This window comes from Asticcacaulis sp. YBE204 (assembly GCF_000495855.1).
GTDB lineage: Bacteria > Pseudomonadota > Alphaproteobacteria > Caulobacterales > Caulobacteraceae > Asticcacaulis.
This window is the reverse complement of record NZ_AWGF01000020.1, coordinates 68,964-86,780: the sequence shown is the minus strand read 5'-3', so window position 1 is coordinate 86,780 and position 17,817 is coordinate 68,964. Positions and strand designations below refer to the sequence as shown.

At 56.8% G+C, this 17,817-nt stretch carries 16 protein-coding genes and 4 tRNA genes; 4 read left to right on the top strand and 16 right to left on the bottom strand.

What is annotated here, in order from left to right:
• Nucleotides 1–2 precede the first annotated feature (2 nt).
• Nucleotides 3–299 carry a succinate dehydrogenase assembly factor 2 gene (locus tag AEYBE204_RS38205; protein WP_023463939.1) on the bottom strand — a complete coding sequence of 99 codons (297 nt, stop codon included), beginning with the start codon at nt 297–299 and terminating at the stop codon, nt 3–5.
• A gap of 76 nt (nt 300–375) precedes the next feature.
• Here AEYBE204_RS38205 and recG point away from each other — a divergent pair, with 76 nt between their 5' ends.
• Complete coding sequence (recG, locus tag AEYBE204_RS38200; RefSeq protein ID WP_023463938.1) at nt 376–2,442, top strand: ATP-dependent DNA helicase RecG; 2,067 nt, start codon at nt 376–378, stop codon at nt 2,440–2,442.
• A 12-nt stretch (nt 2,443–2,454) separates the two neighbouring features.
• On the opposite strand, the gene AEYBE204_RS38195 is transcribed toward recG, so the two are convergent.
• The 3 genes from AEYBE204_RS38195 to AEYBE204_RS38185 all read right to left on the bottom strand — a co-directional run bounded on the left by AEYBE204_RS38195 (nt 2,455) and on the right by AEYBE204_RS38185 (nt 5,441).
• On the bottom strand, nt 2,455–3,618 hold the full coding sequence (locus tag AEYBE204_RS38195; RefSeq protein ID WP_023463937.1) for a DUF3089 domain-containing protein: 1,164 nt from the start codon (nt 3,616–3,618) through the stop codon (nt 2,455–2,457).
• 108 nt (nt 3,619–3,726) lie between these two features.
• Nucleotides 3,727–4,653 carry a lysophospholipid acyltransferase family protein gene (locus tag AEYBE204_RS38190; protein WP_023463936.1) on the bottom strand — a complete coding sequence of 309 codons (927 nt, stop codon included), beginning with the start codon at nt 4,651–4,653 and terminating at the stop codon, nt 3,727–3,729.
• Between the two features lie 11 nt (nt 4,654–4,664).
• A complete protein-coding gene (locus AEYBE204_RS38185; RefSeq protein WP_023463935.1) occupies nt 4,665–5,441 on the bottom strand; it encodes a glycosyltransferase family 2 protein in 777 nt (258 codons plus the stop codon).
• 129 nt (nt 5,442–5,570) lie between these two features.
• Between AEYBE204_RS38185 and AEYBE204_RS38180 the strand changes: the two genes are divergently transcribed.
• Nucleotides 5,571–7,025 carry a deoxyribodipyrimidine photo-lyase gene (locus AEYBE204_RS38180; RefSeq protein WP_023463934.1) on the top strand — a complete coding sequence of 485 codons (1,455 nt, stop codon included), beginning with the start codon at nt 5,571–5,573 and terminating at the stop codon, nt 7,023–7,025.
• Nucleotide 7,026: 1 nt separating this feature from the next.
• Nucleotides 7,027–7,857 (top strand): sulfurtransferase, encoded by an 831-nt coding sequence (locus AEYBE204_RS38175; protein ID WP_023463933.1) that lies wholly within the window; start codon nt 7,027–7,029, stop codon nt 7,855–7,857.
• Here the strand turns inward: AEYBE204_RS38175 and AEYBE204_RS38170 are convergent.
• From AEYBE204_RS38170 to AEYBE204_RS38115, 12 genes are all read right to left on the bottom strand, one after another.
• A complete protein-coding gene (locus AEYBE204_RS38170; protein ID WP_031231540.1) occupies nt 7,854–8,918 on the bottom strand; it encodes an amino acid ABC transporter substrate-binding protein in 1,065 nt (354 codons plus the stop codon). The two genes, AEYBE204_RS38175 and AEYBE204_RS38170, sit on opposite strands and share 4 nt — an antisense overlap.
• Nucleotides 8,919–9,054: 136 nt before the next feature.
• A tRNA-Arg gene (locus AEYBE204_RS38165) sits at nt 9,055–9,131 on the bottom strand.
• 7 nt (nt 9,132–9,138) lie between these two features.
• The gene (locus AEYBE204_RS38160) at nt 9,139–9,444 is read right to left on the bottom strand and encodes an ETC complex I subunit (protein ID WP_023463931.1); all 306 of its coding nucleotides are present in this window, start codon (nt 9,442–9,444) and stop codon (nt 9,139–9,141) included.
• A gap of 180 nt (nt 9,445–9,624) precedes the next feature.
• Nucleotides 9,625–9,701 (bottom strand) — tRNA-Pro (locus AEYBE204_RS38155).
• Nucleotides 9,702–9,783: 82 nt separating this feature from the next.
• Nucleotides 9,784–10,245, bottom strand: a complete 462-nt coding sequence (locus tag AEYBE204_RS38150; protein ID WP_023463930.1) for a DUF192 domain-containing protein — start codon at nt 10,243–10,245, stop codon at nt 9,784–9,786.
• Nucleotides 10,246–10,255: 10 nt separating this feature from the next.
• The gene (locus AEYBE204_RS38145; protein WP_023463929.1) at nt 10,256–11,065 is read right to left on the bottom strand and encodes a glutaminyl-peptide cyclotransferase; all 810 of its coding nucleotides are present in this window, start codon (nt 11,063–11,065) and stop codon (nt 10,256–10,258) included.
• Nucleotides 11,066–11,165: 100 nt separating this feature from the next.
• Nucleotides 11,166–11,726 (bottom strand): cold-shock protein, encoded by a 561-nt coding sequence (locus AEYBE204_RS38140; RefSeq protein WP_031231534.1) that lies wholly within the window; start codon nt 11,724–11,726, stop codon nt 11,166–11,168.
• Nucleotides 11,727–11,979: 253 nt separating this feature from the next.
• Nucleotides 11,980–12,054: transfer RNA gene (locus tag AEYBE204_RS38135), tRNA-Glu, on the bottom strand.
• A gap of 25 nt (nt 12,055–12,079) precedes the next feature.
• Nucleotides 12,080–12,154 (bottom strand) — tRNA-Glu (locus AEYBE204_RS38130).
• 104 nt (nt 12,155–12,258) lie between these two features.
• Entirely contained in the window at nt 12,259–14,136 is a 1,878-nt protein-coding gene (gene recJ / locus AEYBE204_RS38125; protein ID WP_023463927.1) for a single-stranded-DNA-specific exonuclease RecJ, read from the bottom strand.
• Between the two features lie 6 nt (nt 14,137–14,142).
• Nucleotides 14,143–15,111, bottom strand: a complete 969-nt coding sequence (gene glpX / locus AEYBE204_RS38120) for a class II fructose-bisphosphatase (RefSeq protein WP_023463926.1) — start codon at nt 15,109–15,111, stop codon at nt 14,143–14,145.
• 62 nt (nt 15,112–15,173) lie between these two features.
• On the bottom strand, nt 15,174–15,581 hold the full coding sequence (locus AEYBE204_RS38115; protein ID WP_023463925.1) for a hypothetical protein: 408 nt from the start codon (nt 15,579–15,581) through the stop codon (nt 15,174–15,176).
• Nucleotides 15,582–15,809: 228 nt separating this feature from the next.
• On the opposite strand from AEYBE204_RS38115, the gene phaC reads away from it, so the two are divergent.
• Entirely contained in the window at nt 15,810–17,798 is a 1,989-nt protein-coding gene (gene phaC / locus AEYBE204_RS38110) for a class I poly(R)-hydroxyalkanoic acid synthase (protein WP_023463924.1), read from the top strand.
• The last annotated feature ends 19 nt before the right edge of the window (nt 17,799–17,817 follow it).

The window sequence follows — 17,817 nt, the reverse complement described above, 5'->3', positions numbered from 1 at the left end:
TCTTAAATTTTTGTATAAGCTTTTTTATAATAGGCATTGAGTAAGCTCATGATTTCGGAACGATGCTCATCCGGAACAGGGTCGCGCTCGATAATCCAGCCGTACAGATCGTGATCCGGCGCTTCCAGCAGAACCTCGAATGTATCGAGTTGTGACGGCGTCATGACGGACAGATAATCGTCGGCAAAATTACCGAGGATGATATCGGCCTCCTTGAACCCACGCCGCCAGGCGCGGAAACTCAGCTTGCGCAGGCGGGCCTGAGGATCGGTTTCGGGATGATCTGAGGTATCGGTCATGTTTTCCCGTCTTTGGACGACTCTGTGGACGCAATCACACTTCTCTTTCAGGCCGTTTAATGCTTGAAAGAGCGCTATGCGTCCTGAAATTTTGTTCCCCTATTACACGTCTTTGACCAGCCTGAAAGGGGTCGGACCCAAAATTGCGCCGCATCTTATCAAACACACGGGTCCTTATGTGCGGGACCTTATTTTTACCCTGCCTTCGCAACTGATTTTCAGGCCGGTAACACGCATTGCCGACGCGCGACCAGGGCAGGTCCAGACGATTCTGGTGACGATCGGTAGCTATCAGAAGGCGGCTGGCAAAGGCCCTCAGCGCGTCGTCGTCTATGACGACACCGGCCAGATGCAACTGACCTATTTCCACGCTATTCGCGGCTTTGAGCTTCAGCACCCGGTCGGCGAACAACGGTGGGTTAGCGGACGTGTCGAGAGTTTCGGTTCGAATCTGCAAATTAATCATCCGGATTATGTCGTGCCGCTTAACCGGCAAGAAGATATCCCTTTATTCGAAACCGTCTATCCGGCTACCGCTGCCGTGTCATCGCGGCTAATGAGGCGCTTTGTTGAGGCCGGGCTCAACCTCGTGCCGTCCTTGCCCGAATGGCTGGACGCCACCACCCTCCAGCGCCTTAACATTTCTAGTTTCAGTGAATCTTTGCGCGCGGCGCATTATCCAACGGCAGAAAACGAGCTCTCGCCTGAATTCTCCGCGAGGATGAGGTTGGCCTATGACGAGGCGTTGGCCCATCAACTGGCCATGAAATCGCGCAAGCAGCACCGTCAGGCGTCGGAAGCCCTGGTGATCGACCGGCAGGTGTGGGCGCAACATGCGATCGACGCCCTGCCCTTTCGTTTCACAAATGCTCAGGTTCGGGCTCTCACCGACATTCGTGCCGATCTGCGTTCCGGGTTTCGCATGAACCGCTTGATCCAGGGCGATGTCGGGTCAGGCAAGACGCTGGTCGCCCTGATGGCCATGATCGACGTTGCTGAGGCCGGACATCAAAGCGTGATGATGGCGCCGACAGAAATACTGGCGCGGCAACATTATGAAAAATCGCTTCCGATCCTTGAAAAACTGGGCATTTCCACAGTCTTGATGACGGGGCGCGACAAGGGCAAGGAGCGCGAATCCAAACGATCGGCGGTTGCCAATGGCGACGCCGTGATGGTCTTCGGGACTCATGCCGTCTTTCAGGAAGGCGTCGATTTCAAAAGCCTGCATTTTTGCGTCATCGACGAACAGCATCGCTTCGGCGTGGGGCAGCGTCAAAAACTGTTCCTGAAAGGCGAGAGCGTCCACTACCTGTCCATGTCGGCGACGCCCATTCCCCGCACGCTGGCTCTCACTCAATATGGGGAAGCCGATCTCAGTGTGCTTGATGAAAAGCCAGCGGGTCGCCAGCCCATCCACACGGCGGTCATTCCGCGCGCCCGTTTGGCGGACGTCTTTCAGCGGCTGAGATCGGCTATTGCCGCCGGGTCTCAGGCCTACTGGATATGCCCTTTGGTCGAAGAAAATGAGGAATCCGATCTGATTGCGGTCGAAGCTCGCCATGCCTCGCTTCAGGAAGCGTTGGGACGTGAAATCGGTCTGGTGCATGGCCGCATGGCGTCGCAGGACAAGGAAGAGGTGGTGGCGCGATTTGCGTCGGATGAACTGCCCTTGCTTTGTGCGACAACGGTCGTCGAAGTCGGTATCGATGTACCTAACGCTTCGATCATCATCATCGAACAGGCAGAGCGGTTCGGGTTGGCACAACTTCATCAATTGCGCGGTCGTGTGGGGCGTGGCGCGGCCCAAAGCGCGTGCATCCTGCTTTATGATTTACCGCTCGGTAATACCGCCAAGGCCCGACTGGAACTACTTCGTACTACCGAGGATGGCTTTATCATTGCCGAGATGGATTGGAAGCTGCGCGGCGAAGGCGACATTCTCGGCGCTAGGCAGTCCGGCTTTCCCGCCTATCGCTTTGTCGATCCTGACAAACATGCCGATCTGATCGTAATGGCGGCGAAAGAGGCGCAATATATTATCGAGCATGAAGACCGCTTGCCGGTCGAACGGCGCAAGGCACTCGACGTCCTGCGGCATCTGTTCGATTGGCGCCCGGATATCTCAGATAAGGCCGACTAGGTTAATAAAAACTTAACGTGTTTTCTGGAATTGATAATTGAACCAGCGTTCCGCAATGTCAGCCTGAAGATCGCCATAAAACAGGTTGTAATTGCGGATCTTTTTCTTATCGGACCATGAGCCGGAAGTTACAAAAGAATCTCCGGAAGGCTTTGAAACATATAGAATCTCGCCTCGGCAACGCGCGCTCGTTTTGCGGGAAATCAAACCGGGACTCGCCCCCCATTCCAGTCCGGTAGCGTTTGCTGCCCCAAGACTGTGGCGCGCCTCTATCATATCTTGTGTTGCGCCTCCGGTCAGCGGATTGACGCAGAGGGCCTTTATCTTGTCCATCGGCTCTATGATATCGCCCCGGCCCCAGATCATGGCGCGCCGTTGCGCCTGTAAGGCCTTATCCGGGCGGCCTGAATCAACGCTCAGATAGGCGACGACGCAGCTTGATTGGGCGCGGTTGGCGCAGGCAGGAAATGCCGTATCGGGCGCATAATCCTCCGCAGTTACAAGCGTCTCAATGAAATAGGCTGCCACCAGACGCGATTTGAGTGCAGCATCGGAACCAATTCTCTCCTGAACCAGACGCTGCACCAGAAACCCGCCCTGCTCTATTCCAACCACCACGAAACCGCGGTCATTCCGGCGCTGCATCAAAAAGGCGTCGAAGGCCGCTGCGATATCTTCATAGGCGAATTGACGCGCCTCGCGTGCGTCCTCGCGTTGCGTCAATTGGCTATACAGGCTCGCCTGACGGTATTTAGGCGCATAGACATAACCGATTGTGGCAAAGGGCGCGGCATAGTTCGGTAACTGCGTGCGTATGACCTCGGCGGCTGCCGCCGGATCGGTGATCGGCCCCAGCCAGTCCTTGCCGCCATCGAAGCTGGTGGCATGAACGAAAAAGACATCGACCTTTTGATGATTTCGATTGCGCCGGACTTCATAGCCGTCGAGTGCCGGATTAAGGAACCACGCCGCTTTTGTTCGGTAATCCGGCGCCGGAGGGCGCTTATAGGTCTGGAACGGTACCTTCGGATCGAGATTGTGACGCAGAATGTCGTCACCCCACAGCCAGGACACGCCGAGCGCTGAAATCAACACACCTATACCGATACCGGCCGTCACCAGCCGATTCTTTTTCAGCCATTTGCGTTTAAATTCAGGGAGGACCGAAAATAACATGAAAGGCCGCATCATCCTGGGGTTTAAAAGTCAAAGGCCGGAACAACGATCATGCCGTTTTGCAAGGCCCGCGGCAATATTGGTGGCTTCAAATATTGTGAAGCTCCGTTAAGGGGCCTTTGGCGTGCCAGGTTTATAGGCGTCATTGGGCCAGCGCTTATGGACCCAGAACCATTCTTCTGGCCGGTCGCGAACCACCTGCTCGATGAAAGCCGACACCTTGGCGACGGTTGTTTCGATATCCTGAGCCTTTTGACCGGTATTATCGACCTCGATGGGATCGTGAACGATGACGCGAAAGCGCGCCTTCTCAAGACGTACGACGGTCATAGGTTGCAAGACGGTGCCAAAACGCATGGCCAGTCGCGTCGGCCCCGGTGCCGTATCGACCAAACGTCCGAAAAACGGCGTCTCGACGCCGCGATTGAACTTTTGGTCGTTCATTAGAGCCACAGAATCGCCCTTACCCATGGCGATGAGCAGTTCCTTGGCTCCATCCCCGCCCTTAGGCGCGAACAGGCGCACACCATAGCGCATACGCCCTGCCTTGATCCGTTCATCGATATAGGGATTATTGGCGGCGCGGTAAGTCATTTGGCACTCGACGCCGCTATCGACGATCGTCGACGGCATAATTTCCCAATTGGCAAAATGGCCGGAGATAAAGACGACCGGCTGGTTTCCGGCCGCAATGTCCTTGAGCCGCTCCATATTTTCGACGATCACCCGGCCATTGCCGATACGGATACGGTCCATGATCGCAAATTCGGCGAAGGTGCGCCCCAGATTATCCCACTGGGCCTTGATGACACGGGCTTTCCATCCGTCATCCTTATCCGGAAAGGCCAGATCAAGGTTTTGCCGAACCAGTTTCCGGGTGGGCGTTATCGGACCTATATGGCGGAGCAGCCATCCACCGACATCAGACGCCGTGTCCACCGGCAAGGCTCGCACCAGAGCTACAAAGGCGTCGTAAACCAGGGCTTCGAAGCGCCAGGCCATATCCTGCCAGAAAGAGGGTTTTTCATCACTCATTCTTAAACCGCTCACTCAGACTGTGCTTTTAAGCTCTTCTGAGCTTTCAAAATTTTTAACAACCGCTTTACCCGCGCTTCCGCCGCCAGATGGCTGGAGATCACCCCATCCCATCCGCCGGTGAAGTGGCAGCGGAACACAAAATAGCGTAAAAAAACGAACGGATATTCGAAAGGCAACCGCAGCCAGATCGTCCAGGCCGGCTTTTTCAACGCCTTGGCCTGAAGGTTAGTATATGAATCGAGTTTTTGCCGGATATGCGCATAGGAGCGCGCCGAAAAATGCGTCGCCGAGCCTGTGAGCTGTCCCACAGGCTCGTCTTTTGTATCCACCGTATCGTGCACCAGAGACTCGCGAAACCGCACCTTACGCCGGTCGTACAGACGGACATAGTTGTGAAAATCGGCCCATAGTCGCGGTTTCGATTTTCCGGGATAGACATTGCGCAGTTTGAAACGATAGGCCGGTAAATCCGGTCCTTGGGCCATCAGCGCTTTAATTTCCGCATAGAGTTCCGGCGTTACCACCTCGTCCGCGTCGAGATTCAATATCCAGTCGTGGCTGGCGCAGTCTTCCGAAAAGCGCTTTTGCGGTCCGTAACCGACCCAGTCATTGTGAAACACCTGTGCGCCCATATTGCGGGCAATATCGGTCGTACCGTCGGTCGATCCAGAATCGACGACCACGATCTCATCGACCAGTCCATTTATCGCACGCAGGCACGCCGCAATGCGGTCCGCCTCGTTCTTGGTGATAATGCACGCACTGAGTTTGGCCGGCGGAGACATGAACGCACTCGGATGATAGAGGCCAAAGGCTTAGTCTCGCCGCTTGGTTGCCGTCAATAGCGAATTACCTGATCCAGACCTTGCGGATAGAGCGTATGAGCCACAAGCTCATTTTGATAAGGTGAATACATGCCCGATGCTGTTTTATTGTGGTTTCGCTGTGACCTGCGCCTTAACGATCACGCGGGTGTCGCCGAAGCCGTTCGCAGCGGGCAGCCGATTATCCCACTCTATATTCAGGACGATCATTTTGCCGCAAGGCCTATGGGTGCTGCATCCCGATGGTGGCTTAATCGGTCGCTCACATCGCTCGAGGCCGCGTTACGCGACCACGGATCGCGCCTTATTATCCGGCAAGGCGACACGAAAGATATTTTAAATCAACTGATCTTAAAAAATAAAATTAAAACCGTTATTTGCTCCCGTACTTTTGAACCAAAATGCGAACTTTTCGATGCGAAATTCGCGCAATCCGAGACAATAGAATTCAAGGGTTTCAATACGCATCTGCTGGCCGATCCGGCGGATATTCGCACTGGCAGCGATGGCCCATACAAGGTCTTCACCCCTTTTTTTCGTGCCTTGCAAGCCAAGGGACACCTCGAGGGGCGTAGCTTTTCCTTGCCGAATAAAAAATGGATCGCGCCGGACAAATGGCCGCACTCCCAAACCATCGACAGCCTCGGCCTGTACCCGAAAATACCGCCGTCCGGGAAGGACTGGTCGCAGGGGTTCGAACAATGGACGCCCGGCGAGCAAGGCGCACATGACCGCCTTCAGCACTTCATCGAGCATGGATTGAAAGACTACGCCGAAGGTCGTGACCGCCCGGACCTCGACCTGACCTCGCATCTGTCACCGCATCTGCGATTCGGTGAGATCAGCCCTCACCGCATTCTGTACGATCTCGAACGCGCCGTCAGCGGTCATGCAGGCCTCCGTCAGGGGTGTGAGAAATTCAAGGCCGAACTGGCGTGGCGTGATTTCTGTTTCGGCATCCTGAATCAGCAACCCGATCTGCATCAGGTGAACTTCAAACCGCAATTCGACGATATGCCGTGGGAATACAATGACCGCGCCTTCAAAGCCTGGTGTCGGGGCGAAACGGGCTATAGCCTGGTCGATGCCGGTATGCGCGAACTGTGGCGCACGGGCATTATGCATAATCGCGTCCGCATGGTCTGCGCTTCTTTTCTGGTCAAACATTTGATGATCGACTGGCGAAAAGGCGAACAATGGTTCTGGGATACGCTTCTGGATGCCGATCCCGCCAATAATCCAGCCAACTGGCAGTGGGTCGCCGGATCGGGTGCCGACGCCTCGCCATTCTTCCGTATCTTCAATCCGATAACCCAAGCCGAAAAATTCGATCCTGACGGTCATTATCGACGCGAAAATATTGCCGGTTTTCCGGAATTGAAAAAGCCACGCACCTCCAAGGCCAAACGTAAATTTGAAGACGATCTGTTTGATTTTCTGGGCCATAAACCCGATGATGAAGCCGCCGGCAATATGATCGTCGATCACGGTCAGGCGCGTCAGCGGGCATTGGATGCCTATGCAGGGCTACGAAAAGGAGACTGATATGAGCGCTCAGATCGATACCACAGCCCTTAAAGCCCTGCTGGATGAAGGCTCCGTCAAGATCATCGATGGAAGTTGGGCACTGGACGGCACCGACATGCAGGCGCTCTATGTGCAGGATCACGTCCCCACCGCGCATTTTTTCGATATAGAGGCCATCGGCGACAAATCGACTGAACTGCCGCACATGGCACCGTCATCGGATCAATTCGCCAAGGCGGTCGGCGATATGGGGATAAGCGAAACCGATCACGTGGTTATCTACGATCGTCAGGGGCTGTTTTCGGCGGCGCGGGTGTGGTGGACCTTCAGGCTCATGGGACACGAAAAGGTTCAGATTTTGCGCGGGGGATTACCGGCGTGGCTGGCGGCTGGCTATCCTGTCCAAGCCGGTACGGAATGGGTCAAGGGCGTGGAATACACACCTCGCCTTCAACCTAACCTTTCCATAGATATCAATGATCTTAAGTCGTATTTTGATCTATCGGATAAGCTGATTCTGGATGCCCGGTCGGCGGCCCGGTTTACGGGGGCGACGCCTGAACCGCGGGCCGGTCTGCGGTCAGGCCACATGCCGGGCAGCCGCAATCTACCGGCCTCGGATCTGATCGAAAATGGTATCCTGAAACCGGTATCCGACCTGAAGAACATCTTCGCCGCCCTGCATGTGTCCCCCTCGACCGAAGTCGTCACGACCTGCGGTTCCGGTGTCACGGCGGCAATCATAGCCCTGGCCTTGTTCGAAACGGGCCATGAGGCGACCCGTCTGTTCGACGGTTCGTGGGCGCAATGGGGACGCGAAGATCAGGATACCGTCGTCGTCAGGTCCTAACGCACCGGCGGCGCATAGATCAGGCCTCTTTCCGACGCGTTCCACTGGGCATTGAGCCCACGCGACAACCTAAGGGGAGAGCTTTCTCCGATATTATGCTCGAAAATTTCTCCGTAGTTGCCGACCTGATCAAGGATATTATAGGCCCATTCAGGGCCTAACCCCAACCCGCCCCCCAGGTTACCGTCAACACCCAACAGTCGCTTGATTTCCGGATTTTTCGAATCGGCATGAATATCGTCTATTTTGCCGCGCGTAATCCCCAGTTCCTCCCCCATGATCGTCGCATAGAGGGTCCAACGCACGATATCGGCCCACTGATCGTCACCTTGCCGCACAACCGGCCCCAGGGGCTCTTTGGAAATGATCTCAGGCAGGATCATATGACCTTGCGGATCGTTGAGTGTTGACCGGGCCGCCGCCAGCGCCGACACATCGGCGGTCAGGGCGTCGCAACTGCCCTTGGCGTAGTTGTCTCGCCCCTCGTCCTCGCTCTTAACCACCACGGGTACGAAATTCAGGCCCTTGGTCCGGAAATAGTCGGTCAGGTTCAGTTCGCTGGTCGATCCGGTCTGAACGCATATCCGCGCGCCCTGCAATTCTGTGGCGCTGTTCAAACGCAGCGATTTGCGTACCAAAAAGCCCTGCCCGTCATAATAGTTGACCCCGGCAAAATCGATCCCTTCCCCGGCGTCGCGCGACAGGGTCCACGAGGTCGAGCGCCACAACACATCGACCTTACCGGTTTGCAGAGCCTTGAACCGTTCGGTCGTTGACACCGGGACAAAGGTCACGCGCTCGGAGTCCGAAAAAATCGCAGCGGCCATGGCCCGGCAGAAGTCCACATCGAATCCGCGCCAGTGACCGCTATTATCCTGATAGGAAAACCCGACCAGTCCCGGATGTACACCGCAATTCAACTGGCCCCGCGTCAGTACGGCTTTCAGCGTGGCGCTTCCGGTCGCAGAGACGGTCAGAACGGGCGTTTCACGCGATACCTGAGGCACGTCCTTGCGGTCGTCGCGCGGTCCACAGGCGCTCAGCATCAGACCGGCAACCATCAGCGGGCTAAAAAATTTAATAGAAAAGGCAGGCGACATGACCGAACCAATGCGGTTAAGGCGTGCAACCATTCAATACGAAACGGACGGCAAGGTCAAAGCCTAAGCCGGAATCGGCTTGAAAGATTTGAACAAGTGGCGACCCCGGCAGGATTCGAACCTGCGACCGTCCGCTTAGAAGGCGGATGCTCTATCCAACTGAGCTACGGAGTCTCTTGGGTTAGTGCGTCCAGCTTTGACGGCGATTTGTCGCGAAATTGTCGGCATAGGCCTTGATAATCTTCGGCGGCGTTTCCGGTTCGACCAGACGGAAGGGAATGCCATGCATTTCTGCATAGGTCATGGCCTGTTCCTTGGAGTCGAAAGTCAGGCGTACTTGCGCATTGGTGTCTGCCGACGACGTCCAGCCCATCAACGGATCCGGATGCCGCGCCGATGCCGTTTCAAACTCAAGCACCCAGTCCTGAGTCTTGGCCTTGCCCGATTGCATGGCGGTCTTAGCAGGCTTGAAAATGCGCGCGAACATATCGGTCTCCGGACTCACGGCTTAGGGCAGTTCGAGTCTGTTACTACAAAGACGACCTGTGGCAAAGGGGAATGGCGGATTTTAAACAATGAAAGCCATCATCAATTGCCGTCGAACCTTACACGGCTAAAACCATTCAATAAAAAAGGCCTTCCCAACCGGAAGGCCTTTTTTATTGAATGGTCGGGGCGAGAGGATTCGAACCTCCGACCTGCTGCACCCAAAACAGCTGCGCTACCAGGCTGCGCTACACCCCGAACATCAAGTCCTACCGAAGTAAGGCGCGCTTCATGCCACTTCGACGGACCTTCCGCAAGCCGTTTATCCATTGAACCACAGTTATTGCGCCGTTTCGAAGACGCGGTGTTCTATACGGTCGCCGGGCCGGATACCCAATTTGTCGCTCAGGCCGCCCTGTATTTCGAGGACCACGCTGGCAGGCCCGTAGGAGGGCAAGGGCGTGTCATTCATCGGCACGGTGTTTTTTTGGATCGACAAGACCTCACCGCCGGGCGTGATATAGATAATATCCAGAGGAATGAGCGTGTTGTGCATCCAGAAGGTACGCTCGGCCGCAGTCGGAAAAATGAACAGCATCCCGCGATCGGCTTTTAGCTCAGGTCGGTTCATAAGCCCTTTTTCGCGCTCGACATCATCATCGGCGATCTCGACCTTGAACCTATGGGTCCCCCCTGTGCTGACGACCGATACCTCTTCCAGCTTTCCGTTTTCGGATTGCTGCGCACAGGCCGAGAGAATCAGGCAAAGCGCCAGCACACCGGCTTGAAGGATATTGGACATGGAGTCGCTCCTATTGCGCCGTCGGGGCAACGAGTTCGATCTCGAACAGGGCCGGCCAGTATTTACCCGTCACGAACAGGCGCTTACGCCTGGGATCATAGGCGATTCCATTCAGCACATCCACATTGCCGACCGGACGAGGCGCATAGGACAGCAGGCCCGACAGATCGATCACGCCGGTGACGACACCGCTCTGCGGATCGATCCGCACGATATAGTCGGTCTGCCAGATATTGGCGTAGATCGCGCCATCGATCCATTCGAGTTCATTGATATAGTCGAGAGACTTGCCCCTGATGGTGACCGGGACTTCGCGCACGACATTGAAATTGTCCGGATCGAGGATACGCAAACGATCCGTTCCATCGCTCATAATCAGGTTCTGGTTGTCATGAGTTAGCCCCCACCCTTCGCCGGTATAGCTCAGATTGCCTTCGCTTCGGAAGCTGTGGCGGTCGAGTACGAAGGCCTTGCCGTGTTTCCAGGTCAGTCCGATGATGCGATCTTTCCACGGTGCTATGCCCTCACCAAAATATTCGGGCGCCATGTCGAACTGACGTTCGACCTTTCCGGTATCCAGATCGACCTTTCGGATGACCGATTCGCCGTTCATGCCGGTGCTCTCGTAGAGCGCATCATCCAGAAAGAACAAGCCTTCGGTGAAGGCCTTGGGGTCATGGGGGTAAATCTTGACGACACGGTAGCCGTAGCGCGTCACATCCGCGACCTCGACGGGCGGCGCAACAGCCTGCGCCTGGGCCGTCGAGAGGGGCGACAACCCGACGACGGCCGCCAGAGCGAGTGTTTTCAGGTCAAGCACTCGGCCCATCTCCTAAAACGTCAAAATAAAACGGAGACGCGCGTTGCGCATCTCCGTCAAAATCTTGCCGAAATCGATGGCCCTTTCAAGGCCAAACCGATCAGACCAGCGCCTTAGGCTGTACTTCGGTCACCACCAGACCCTTGGGGCCTTCGCCGAAACGGACCATCAGGGTATCACCCTGCTGGACGTCTTCCAGACCGAAACGACGCAGGGTCTCGATGTGGATGAAAATATCCGTCGGGTCGTTGCCGCGAACCACGAAGCCATAGCCCTTGGTACGATTGAACCATTTAATCGTTGCCGCTTCCAGATCGCCGATCTGGGTGCTGACCTGCTGGCTCGAACGAACCGAGCCCGGCTCACGCACTTCACGCGATGGCGCGGCACCTGTTGCTTCCAGAGCGGTGATTTCGATCACCTGCCAGCCCTTGGCCCGCTTGGCAATCGTACATTCAATGGCCGCACCTTCATGCGCAACATCACGACCGAGGTCGCGGAGCGCAGAGACGTGCAACAGGACATCGCGCATATTGGTCTGGTCCGCGTCTTGCGGCACGATAAAACCATAGCCCTTACCGGCGTCGAACCATTTTACGCGCCCGGAAATGGTTTTGAGCTCTTCAGCTTCGCTGCTCTTATTGTAATCGTACACACTCATATTCCTCACCAAGCCCACAAACATACATCTGTGATGCAGTAACTATAACATGGATATATCAAACGGGCAGGTAAAATCGAGGCCCATTTCGCATTTTTTGCGAAATTACGCCGAAAAATCGCTCATAGCGAGTGAAAAATAGCATTTTACCCCCAAAATGCTCAACCGTGCTGACGCCTATGGCATCAAAGGCACAGTTTACCGTACTCCAGCGACGATGGCGACTGTTTTCACTTGTCCGGAGAATACGCCGTGGCAGTCCCTAGGGGAGTCGAACCCCTCTTTTCAGGTTGAAAACCTGACGTCCTAACCGATAGACGAAGGGACCGCATCTTTGGCGTCATGTTTCTTGATGGCAGTCCCTAGGGGAGTCGAACCCCTCTTTTCAGGTTGAAAACCTGACGTCCTAACCGATAGACGAAGGGACCGCGTCAAGAGGTGCGCTTGATAGCGTCACGAATTGTCCGTTGCAAGCGCTATTTTGAAGAATATTCAACGCGCTTGTGAATATGTCATCTGAACGGACATCCAATCAACCGAAGATATGCGCAACGTCTTCAATTTCGAACTGAACCCCGTTACGACCCATATAGTCATCGGGTTTCAGCCGTCCGGCCACATGAATGGCTCCTGCCGGATTGAGCAAGGCCGTGCCAATCGCCGTATCTTGCGCCCGCCAGGCAATGGCCTTCAACCGTTTACCACTTTCGTCGATCAGGTCGCAGCGGATATGGCCGTTTTTCATAGCACTGGCATAGCCGACGCGCATATTCGGCAGGGCGAACAAAGGCTCAGGGTTGCCCTGTCCGAACGGCGCCATGATCTCGAAGCGGTCAAGAAGCGCCCGCGTGGCGCTGCCGGCGCTCAAGGCCGCATCGATTTCCAGCCGGTCCTTGCGATCGGCCTCGACCGTCGCCTTACCAATAAAGTCGTTGAGGAAAGTTTGCAGTTCCGCAATCCGCTCGGATTCGACGCTGAGGCCCGCAGCCATAGCGTGTCCGCCGCCCGACATAAGAATGCCTGCCTCATAGGCCGCCGACACCGCCTGCCCCAGATTGATCCCGGCCTGAGAACGCCCTGACCCCTTCCCTATGCCGCTGACCGGGTCGATACCGATGACGATGACCGGTTTGTGCCAGCGCTCGCGCAGCCGTCCAGCAACGATGCCAATGACGCCCGGGTGCCAGTCTTCGCGTGCCACAATGACGACGTGATCATCCACCGACGGCAAGCCTTTGGCCGCCGCCAGAGCGAGTGCCTCTTCCTGCACGGCGGCCTCGACATCGCGGCGGGTCTTATTCAGATCATCGAGTTCCTGGGCCACGTGAAGCGCCTCGTCGTCCGATTCCGTCGACAGCAGGCGCACCCCCAGATCGGCGCGACCGATGCGTCCACCCGCATTGATACGTGGCCCCAGTACGAATCCGGAATGGAACACACTCATCAGGCCCGGAGCCTTGTTCGTCTCGCTCGCGTTCAGCCCGGCGACCTTCATCAGGGCTTTGATCCCCTTGTTTTCCAAACGCGACATGACTTTGAGACCCTGAGTCGCCAACGCCCGGTTAAAGCCCGTCAGGGCCGTCACGTCGCAGATCGCCCCCAGGGCGCTCAGATCGAGCCATTTCGTCAGGTCCGGCTTTGGCCGGTCGGTAAACAAGCCGCGTTTTTCGGCTTCCCGGTTCAACGCCGCCATGACGACGAATACCACACCGGCGGCGGCCAGATTGCCCTGTTCGGAGGTACAGCCGGGACGGTTAGGATTGACCACAGCCCTACATTTCGGCGGGTCTTCGCGCATGATATGGTGGTCGATCACCACGACATCGAGGCCGATCGAGGCGGCATAGTCGAGCGCATGATGCGCCGAAGCCCCGCAATCGACCGTAATGACGAGATCCGCGCCCTCGGACTTTAGGCGATCAAACGCCTTCTCCGACGGACCATAACCCTCCAAAATGCGGTCAGGCACATAGACGCTGAGATCATGTCCCATATGGCGAAACCAGCGCACGAGTTGCGCCGCGGAGGTCGCACCGTCGACGTCGTAATCAGCAAAGACGAAGACTTTCTGCTGCGCCTCAAGCGCGTCGAGGATGGCCGCCACAGCCAGCCCCATATCCATGAAACAGTCGGGTTCCGGAAACAACGCCTTAAGTGTCGGTTTCAGATAATGGTCGAGGTCCGCAGCCACGATTCCACGCCCTGCAATCGACCGGGCGATAGGCTCTATAAACGCGTCTTCGATCAGGCCTTTGAGCGCCAGTCTATCGGAAATTTGGCGTAGTTCGGTGTCGCTGACGGCCCGCGCCTGACGACGATCGACCCATAACCGTCCGGTCGCCGAGGTTTCGACCCCTAAAAACGGATCGGGCGCGTTGGCGAATCGGGTCGGGGCAATATTGTCGAGCATAAGATATTAAAGCGTGACGGGACGCCGCATGTAAAGTTTGCGGATCGTCTGAGTTTCGGAAATCATCACCAGACTTTCGGTGGTCACGAACGTTTCTCCCCGCACGGTAACCTCTTTCTGCACGCCGCGTAAAAGCGCGCCGGATGTCACACCCGTGGCGATGAACACCGCGTCGGAACTGACCAGATCGTTCAGCGTGTACTTCTTGTCAAAATCTGTCAGGCCCAGCCGCATGGCGCGCGCGCGCTCATCGTCATTGCGGAAAATGAGGCGTCCCTGAAACTGCCCCCCGACGCATTTCAGCGCCGCGCAGGCCAGCACGCCTTCTGGCGCACCGCCGAGGCCGATATAGATGTCGATGCCCGTTTCCGGCTGGGCCGTGTGGATGACGCCTGCCACGTCACCATCGCTGATCAGATGGACGCGCGCCCCGGCCTTGCGCAGGGAGGCAATGATGTTTTCATGGCGCGGCCGGTCCAACACGCAGGCCACAATCTCGGACACATCGACGCCCTTGGCGGCGGCAAGCGCCTTTACATTGTCTTCGGGCGAGACATCGAGATCGACGATCCCTTCCGGATAACCAGGTCCGATGGCAATCTTGTCCATATAGGTGTCGGGCGCGTGCAGCATGCCGCCTCGCGGCGCGAAAGCGATGACCGCCAGCGCATTGGCCATGCCCTTGGCAGCCAAAGTCGTGCCTTCGAGCGGATCGAGGGCGATATCGATCTGTGGACCTTTGCCCGTGCCGACCGTCTCGCCGATATAAAGCATGGGCGCTTCGTCGCGTTCCCCTTCACCGATGACGATGCGACCGTCTATATCGAGGGCATTGAGCGCCGCACGCATGGCATCGACCGCAGCCTTGTCCGCCGCTTTTTCATCGCCCGCGCCTATTTCCGAATAAGCGCCGATGGCGGCCTCTTCGGCCACGCGAACGATATCGAGACTCAGATCGAAGTCCGAACTTGGCATTCCGGGTATTCCTGTTTTGATTTTTTTGATCGCCGCTTGGTTGCGACGTGTTGGTTGTTATATCAGTTGGCGACCGACGGCGGCGTGGCCCGAACGCGCAATTTGTTCACGAACGCGTTCAATTCTCCCATATCCATCGGCTTGGCCGGTGCGCCGAGAATCGGATCTATACGGGCATTGGCTTTGGTTATAAAGGCCTGCGGTTGCTGATCCAGATCCCACACGATGGCGTCGATGGTCTTTTGCACCGAAATACCGACACCCTGCATCTCAAGGACGCGGGTCTTGATTTCGGCGGCCGTCGGCACGTCTTTCGGTGGCGGCGGAAATTCCGACCACTTCGGAAAATCATGCGCTTGCGGTGCCGGTGCCGGGGGCGTCGCCTCCTGAGCCGCAACCAGCACCGGCGTCAGGGCCAGAATAACGGCCAGCGCCGCAGCCGGAAGAGTCGAAGTGAAGCGGTCAGTCATGACGGGCTCTTTCTTGCCATTCTCTTGGTTCCCAATCGCTGGGCTTGAAGACGATCAAAAGCAAAATTTGCAGGTGCTGAACAGCTTTAAATTATAAGTCGGTCGATTATAGGGCCAAACCGCGCTTTTGATAACGCCAGATTGCGAATGATAAAGTCAGATTTGATCGGCGCATCACCAAAAACCGGTTTAGACATGACGGACAAGAATCACTGCCCGGAGGATAAGATGGCGGAGGACACCCAACCCAAACGCAAAAAAACCGTTTCGGATGCTCCGCCCAAAGCCGTTTCAGTTGAAGCAAAGGCGGCCAAGACGTCGCGCAAAAAAGCCCCCCCCAAAGCTGAACCCAAGGCCGCCCCCAAGCCTGCCGACCTTCCGCCTCCGCAGCCGGAAACGCGTCAGGAAGAACCGGCAACCGACACCAGCTTCAATGCCGAGCAGTTCAAGGCGATGGAGGACCTGTCGGTCAATCTGGCCAAGGCGGCGATCACCGCGCAAACCGCTTTGGCCAGCGCGGTGTTCAGGCAGCCCGAATTCAACGGCTCTGCGCCGTCCGATCCGTTTCAGGTCGGCCCGGCCATGAGCAGCGTCATGAATTCGCTGGCGAAAAGCCCGGAAAAGATGGTTGAGGCGCAAACGGACCTGCTGACCGGCTACATGTCGTTGTGGGCCGATATGACGCGCCGGTCGCTGGGCGGCGAAGCGGGCCCCGACACCAGCCCCAGGGACAAGCGATTCGCCGATCCGCGCTGGCAGGAAAACCTCGTCTTCGACATGATGCGCCGGTCGTATCTGCTGTCGTCGAACTGGCTCAACAACCTCGTCTCCTCGGTCGATGGCGTCGATCCGCTCGACAAGCGCCGCGCCGAATTTTTCACCAAGCTGATCACCGACGCCTTCTCGCCGTCCAACTTCCTGATGTCGAACCCCGCCGCGCTCGACACCCTGATCACAACCAAGGGCGAAAGCCTGGTCAAGGGGATGCAGAAATTCGCCGACGATCTGGCGCGCGGCGACGGCAAGCTGAAGATTTCTCAGGCAGACTACGATCATTTCAAGGTCGGCGAAAACGTCGCCACCACGCCGGGCAAGGTCGTCTGGCGCGGGCCGTTGTTCGAGCTTCTGCAATATAGCCCGACGACCGAGCAGGTCCGCGAAATCCCGCTGCTGATCTTCCCTCCATGGATCAACAAGTTCTACATCCTCGACCTTCAGGCCAAAAATTCGCTGATCAAGTGGCTGACGGATCAGGGCTTTACCGTCTTCGTCACCTCTTGGGTCAATCCCGATCAGTCGATGGCCAGCCTGACCTTCGAGGACTATATGTTCGGCGGCATCTATCAGGCCGTCGCCAAGGTCCGCGAGCAAACCGGAGCCGAAACCGTCAACACGGTCGGTTACTGCATCGGCGGCACGCTTTTGGGCGTCACTCTGGCGCACATGGCCGCCAAGGGTGACACCAGCATCGGCTCGGCGACCTTCTTCACCGCCCAGCACGACTTTTCCGAGGCCGGCGACCTGCTGCTGTTCACCAACGAAGCTTGGTTGACCGAATTGGAGCGCCAGATGGATGCCGCCGGCGGCGTCCTGCCCGGCACGGCCATGGCTGACACGTTCAATTCCTTGCGCGCCAATGATCTGGTATGGTCGTTCTTCGTCAACAACTACTTGATGGGCAAGGAACTGACCGCCTTCGACCTCCTGTGCTGGAACGCCGATCAGACGCGGATGCCCAAGACCCTGCACATGTATTACCTGCGCAAATTCTATAACGAGAACGCGTTGTCAAAAGGCGAACTGAACGTCGGCGGGGTCGATATCGACCTGAAGAACGTGAAAATCCCCATCTACGAACAGGCCGGTCGCGAAGACCACATCGCCCCGCCGGGCTCGGTCTTCAAAGGCGCCAAGCTGTTCGGCGGGCCGGTGACCTACGTCATGGCGGGTTCCGGTCACATCGCGGGCGTCGTCAACGCCCCCGCCGCTCAGAAATATATGCACTGGATCAACGAAGTCAGCAATGCCAAGGGCTTGCCGGAGACTCTTGAGTCTTGGCAACAGGATGCGGTCGAGTACAAGGGCTCGTGGTGGCCGCATTGGGCCGAGTGGTTGCATGCCAAGTCGGGTGATTTGATCTCCGCGCGCGATCCGGCCAAGGGCAAGTTCAAACCGCTGATGGACGCGCCGGGTAGTTACGTTCTGGTGAAGAGTTGAAGACCGTGGGGCCGCAGGC